Below are 5,350 nucleotides of genomic sequence, written 5' to 3'. Positions count from 1 at the left end.
CCTGCGGCCGCACCGCGAGGGCCGTCCAGCCGGCGTCGTCGAGCAGCCGCAGGCGGTCGGCCAGGGGGAGCGGGGCGGGACCCGCACCGGACTGCGGGGGCGCCGCGGCACCGCTCCAGGTCTCGCCGTCCAGGACGAAGGCCACGGCGGAGCCGCTGCGCCGGCGCATCCGTGCCGCCAGCGCGGCCTGCTCCTCGTCCAGCTCGCCGAAGAACGCGATCAGCAGACCTTCGTTGCCCCCGCGCAGGACGTCGTGCGCCCGGGACAGGCCGGGCTCCTCGGAGTGGTCGACGACGGCCAGCGTGTCCAGGAGGAGGCCCGCCGCGTCCGCCGAGGCGCCGCCGCCGGAGAAGCCGCCGGCGCCGTCCGGACCAGGCACGGAGCTGCCGGTGTCGGTCAGCAGGCGTACCGAGAAGCCGCGCTCCAGAAGATGCAGCGCGACGGAGGCGGCACCGGCGACCGCCCATTCGAACGGGGAGTCCGGTCCGGCGCCCTGGTGCGCCGCGCTCCGAGTGTCCAGCAGGATCGTGCAGCGGGCCTGCTGGGGCTGCTCCTCGCGGCGGACCATCAGCTCGCCGTAGCGCGCGGTGGAGCGCCAGTGCACCCGGCGCAGGTCGTCGCCGTGGCGGTATCCGCGCGGGATCACGTCGTCGTCGCCGGCCAGCGCGAGGGCCCGGTGCCGCCCGTCGCCGTACCCCGACGCCTCACCGGCCAGCCGGACCGCGGGCAGCGGCTCGACCCGGGGGACCACCGTCAGGGTGTCGTGCGCGCTGAAGGAGCGGGTCAGCTCGCACATGCCGAACGGGTCGGACAGGCGCAGCTGCAGCGGCCCCAGGGGATAGCGGCCGCGCAGGTCCGAGCGGACGCGGTAGGACACCTCGCGGTGGCCGCCCGCCTCCACCCGGTCCAGGACGAAGCGCGGTCGCGGCCCGAGGACGTACGGCACGCGGTCCTGGAGCATCAGCACGCCGGTGGGCAGCCGCGAGACGTTCTCGACGCGCAGCCGGACCCGGGTCTCGGCCGCGGCGGACACCCGCGCGGGGGAGAGGCTGCGGCTGCCCGCGACCCGATAGCGGGTGCGGTACAGCACGGCCACGCAGACCAGGGGGAGCGAGGCCAGCAGCAGACCGACCCGGAGCAGGTCGGCCTGGCCCAGGACGTACGAGCACACCGCCGCGGCGACGCCTGCCGCCAGGAAGGACCGCCCGCGCGTCGTCAGCCCGCCGAGCGCGTCCCGCAGCCCGCCGGCCTCCGGCAGGCCCGCGGCCGGAAAGCCGCCGCTCTCCGGTGCCCCCGGCTCGCCGTACTCCCGGCCGGCCGCCGCCGGCGCCTCGGTCCCCCCGCCCCGCATCAGTAGCTCCGGGAGGCAGGCGGCCACTGCGCCGAGGGATCGGGGACCGGGGTGTGGTGCAGGATCTCCAGGACCACCTGCTCGGCCGAGCGGCGGTTCAGCTGGGCCTGGGCGGTGGGCAGCAGGCGGTGCGCGAGGACCGCGCCGGCCAGCGACTGCAGGTCGTCCGGGAGGACGTACTCCCGGCCGGCGAGGGCTGCCGCGGCCTTGGCGGCCCGCAGCAGATGGAGCGTCGCGCGCGGGGAGGCGCCGAGCCGCAGGTCGGGGTGGTTGCGTGTGGCGGCGACCAGCTCGACGGCGTATCTGCGCACCGGGTCGGCGACATGGACCGTGCGCACCGCCTCGACCAGCTTCACGATCTCGTGGGCGTGCGCGACCGGCTGGATGTCGTCCAGCGGGGACCTCCCGCCGTGCACGTCCAGCATCTGCAGCTCGGCCTCCACGCTCGGATAGCCGATCGAGACCCGCGCCATGAAGCGGTCGCGCTGGGCCTCGGGGAGGGGATACGTGCCCTCCATCTCCAGCGGATTCTGGGTGGCGACCACCATGAAGGGGCTCGGCAGCGCATAGGTCTGCCCGTCCATGGTGACCTGGCGCTCCTCCATCGACTCCAGGAGCGCGGACTGGGTCTTGGGGGAGGCGCGGTTGATCTCGTCGCCGATGACGATCTGGGCGAAGATCGCGCCCGGCTTGAACTCGAAGTCGCGCTGCCGCGGGTCGAAGACGCTCACGCCGGTGATGTCCGAGGGCAGCAGGTCGGGGGTGAACTGGATGCGCCGCACCGAGCAGTCGACGGACCGGGCGAGCGCCTTGGCGAGCATGGTCTTGCCGACGCCCGGCACGTCCTCGATGAGGAGGTGGCCCTCGGCGAGCAGCACGGTCAGCGCCAGGCGTACGACCTCGGGCTTGCCCTCGATCACGCCCTCCACCGACCGGCGGACGCGCTCGGCTGTGGTGGTCAGATCGCTGAGGCTCGCTCGCTCGTCATAGGTCGTCACCCGGCCCTCCTCGGCCCTTCCCCGCGCTCACGAAAAGCGGGGGTTCCCCAATTCAGGGCCGGTGCCGCTTTCCCGGTCCGGCCCACCCCGATGGCGCGACGCCCCCGGCCGGGCCGGGAACAACGTCACGTACGCATTCTTGCCGCCCGCGCGGCTTCGCGTCATGGGCTGTGGATAACTCGGAACCGTCCGCACCGGTCACCGCGCGGCGCGAGGCGGGGCGCGGCGGCCGGAAAACGCGTTCGCCGGCACGTCGTCGACGTGCCGGCGAACGGCGGAGCGAGCGGGGTGGGAAAGGGCGGCGGAGGCCCGGGCCGGAGGGCGGAGGCGCTACGCCACCGCCCGGTCCCGGCTCAGTCCTGCGGGTCGATCTCGCGCAGCTTGCCCGTCTTCACGTCGAAGACAAAACCGCGCACGTCCTCCGTGTGGAGCAGGAACGGCGACGTACGGACGCGCTGCATCGACTGGCGTACGTCAGCGTCCAGGTCCTTGAACGCCTCGACCGCCCAGGTCGGCCGCTGCCCGACTTCCTCGGCCAGCTCGTGGCGGAAGTCCTCGGTCAGGGTCTGCATGCCGCAGTTGGTGTGGTGGATGAGCACCACGGAGCGGGTGCCCAGCGCACGCTGGCTGATCGTCAGGGAGCGGATGATGTCGTCGGTGACCACACCGCCCGCGTTGCGGATGGTGTGACAGTCGCCGAGCTCCAGACCCAGCGCCTCATGGAGGTCGAGCCGGGCGTCCATGCAGGCCACGACGGCGACCTTCAGGACGGGACGGGCGTCCATGCCGGGGTCCGTGAACTCGGCGGCGTATCGGGCATTGGCCTCGATGAGGCGGTCGGTGACCGTACCGCCCGAAAGGGCGGCTGCGCGGTCGTCGGACGGGGACGGGGCCTGCGACGCGGATATCGACATAGCTTTAAAGGTAATCGCCGCAGCTCCGGGCCGCTCCATGTGAGGACGGGCATAGCGGGTCATCGAGCGTGCTTGTGAGGTAACCCACAGAAACGGGTGGCGTTGCCCCGTACGGGTGAAATCAATGATCGTCAAGGCCCGGGAGGGCGCGGCCCGGAGGCGTCCGGCGGCCGTGCGGGGACGCGCGCGACCGGTTGGTTGACCGAAGGGATGAGTGGACTAAAGTGACGCGAAGTGGGAGGCGTGAGACTCTCCTTGGATCCCGAATCCCGCGCGCGGGGAACCGCACGTGCGGTTCGGTCTCCTCCCGCTCCACCGGCCATCCGACGTCACTTCCCCGTCGGCGGACGGCCGCTTCCCCTTCAGAGCGGGCGGGGACCAAACAGTACGTGCGGCCTCCGTCGGCCAACGGCAGGTGGGCACCTTCCCCGCGGGGGCGGTATCCGCCGCCCTCCTCATCGGAAGGCGCATGAGCAGCAGCAATACCCGCCACGTCCCCGTCATGCTCCAGCGCTGTCTGGACATGCTCGCCCCGGCGCTCGCCGAGCCCGGTGCGGTCGTCGTCGACTGCACGCTCGGTCTGGGGGGACACAGCGAGGCGCTGCTGTCGACGTTCCCCGCCGCGCGCCTGATCGGCCTGGACCGCGACACGTCAGCACTGAAGCTCGCGGGGGAGCGGCTGGCCCCCTACGGGGACCGCGCGACCCTCGTGCACGCCGTGTACGACGAGCTGCCGGACGTCCTGGAGCGGCTGGCCGTACCGCGCGTCCAGGGGGTGCTGTTCGACCTGGGCGTCTCCTCGATGCAGCTGGACGAGGCCGACCGCGGCTTCGCGTACGCCCAGGACGCCCCGCTGGACATGCGGATGGACCAGACGACCGGGATGAGCGCGGCCGAGGTCCTCAACACCTATGCGCCGGGCGAGCTCGTACGCATCCTGCGGGCCTACGGCGAGGAGAAGCAGGCCAAGCGCATCGTCTCGGCGGTCGTGCGGGAGCGCGAGAAGGAGCCGTTCACGAACAGCGCGCGGCTGGTCGAGCTGATCCGGGACGCGCTGCCGCAGGCCGCCAAGCGCACGGGCGGCAACCCGGCGAAGCGCACGTTCCAGGCGCTGCGCATCGAGGTCAACGGCGAGCTGTCGGTCCTCGAACGCGCCGTGCCGAACGCCGTGCAGGCGCTGGCCGTCGGCGGCCGGATCGCCGTCCTCTCGTACCACTCGCTCGAAGACCGGCTGGTCAAGCAGGTGTTCGCGGCGGGCGCCGCCAATACCGCGCCGCCCGGGCTGCCGGTCGTACCGGAGCAGTACCAGCCGCGTCTGAAGCTGCTGACCCGGGGCGCGGAGCTGCCCACGGAGGCGGAGATCGCGGAGAACCGCAGGGCGGCGCCGGCCCGGCTGCGCGGCGCCGAACGCATCCGGGAGGACAACGCGTGACGGGCTCCGGGCGGCTTCGCGGTACGGGGGGCGGGCGGCTCGCCGCCCTGGTCCCCTCCGGTACGAGCACGGCGGCGCGCACGCCGTTCGTGCTGCTGGTCGTGGTGCTGCTCGGATCCGGCCTGATCACGCTGCTGCTGCTGAACTCCGCGCTCAACCAGGGCTCCTTCGAGCTGAGCAGGCTGGAGAAGCAGACCACGGAACTGACGGACGAGCAGCAGGCGCTCCAGCAGGACGTGGACGGTTACTCGGCGCCCGGCTCGCTGGAGAAGCGGGCCCGCGGCCTCGGCATGGTGCCCGGCGGCAACCCGGCCTTCCTGGGCCCGGACGGCACGGTGCGCGGCGCGCCCAGCGAGGCCACGGAGCAGCCGGCCGTGATGCAGGCGCCGCAGAGCCGCCCGCCGGCCCTCTCCGGGACGCGCACGCCGTCCGGAAGCCCGTCCGGTACCGCCGCTCCGCAGCCCTCCCCGACGGCCGCCGGCGGGTGACCTCGTGACGCAGGACGCCGCGCTCGCGGACGCATCGCCCGCAGACCGGACGGAGACGGAGGGGGAGCAGTGAGCGAACCGAGGGACCCCAGGGACCCCGAGAACCGGCGCGATCCGCGGGCCCGGCGCGGCCCCGCCCGCCCGGGCACCCCCGGGCGCCGCGTGCC

At 73.6% G+C, this 5,350-nt stretch carries 5 protein-coding genes; 2 read left to right on the top strand and 3 right to left on the bottom strand.

Going from position 1 to position 5,350, the window contains the following annotated elements:
- From ABT381_RS34910 to ABT381_RS34900, 3 genes are all read right to left on the bottom strand, one after another.
- The coding region (locus ABT381_RS34910; protein ID WP_351601857.1) for a DUF58 domain-containing protein at positions 1 to 1,351 on the bottom strand (1,351 nt) is incomplete at its 3' end.
- Positions 1,351 to 2,349, bottom strand: coding sequence for an AAA family ATPase (locus ABT381_RS34905; protein WP_351601854.1), 999 nt, complete (start codon positions 2,347 to 2,349; stop codon positions 1,351 to 1,353). The genes ABT381_RS34910 and ABT381_RS34905, both read right to left, overlap by 1 nt.
- 353 nt (positions 2,350 to 2,702) lie before the next feature.
- Positions 2,703 to 3,263, bottom strand: a complete 561-nt coding sequence (locus tag ABT381_RS34900; protein WP_351601852.1) for a beta-class carbonic anhydrase — start codon at positions 3,261 to 3,263, stop codon at positions 2,703 to 2,705.
- A 469-nt stretch (positions 3,264 to 3,732) separates the two neighbouring features.
- Here ABT381_RS34900 and rsmH point away from each other — a divergent pair, with 469 nt between their 5' ends.
- Together rsmH and ftsL are read left to right on the top strand one after the other, a co-directional pair.
- Positions 3,733 to 4,695, top strand: coding sequence for a 16S rRNA (cytosine(1402)-N(4))-methyltransferase RsmH (gene rsmH, locus ABT381_RS34895; RefSeq protein WP_351601851.1), 963 nt, complete (start codon positions 3,733 to 3,735; stop codon positions 4,693 to 4,695).
- Positions 4,692 to 5,183: a cell division protein FtsL gene (ftsL, locus tag ABT381_RS34890; RefSeq protein WP_351601849.1), complete on the top strand. Its 492-nt coding sequence runs from the start codon at positions 4,692 to 4,694 to the stop codon at positions 5,181 to 5,183. Before rsmH ends, ftsL begins: the two co-directional genes overlap by 4 nt.
- Positions 5,184 to 5,350: the final 167 nt, after the last annotated feature.

It is taken from the genome of Streptomyces sp. NPDC000151 (assembly GCF_040301705.1).
Lineage (GTDB): Bacteria > Actinomycetota > Actinomycetes > Streptomycetales > Streptomycetaceae > Streptomyces.
The sequence above is the reverse complement of the archived record's forward strand: the minus strand, read 5'-3'. Positions and strand labels throughout refer to the sequence as shown.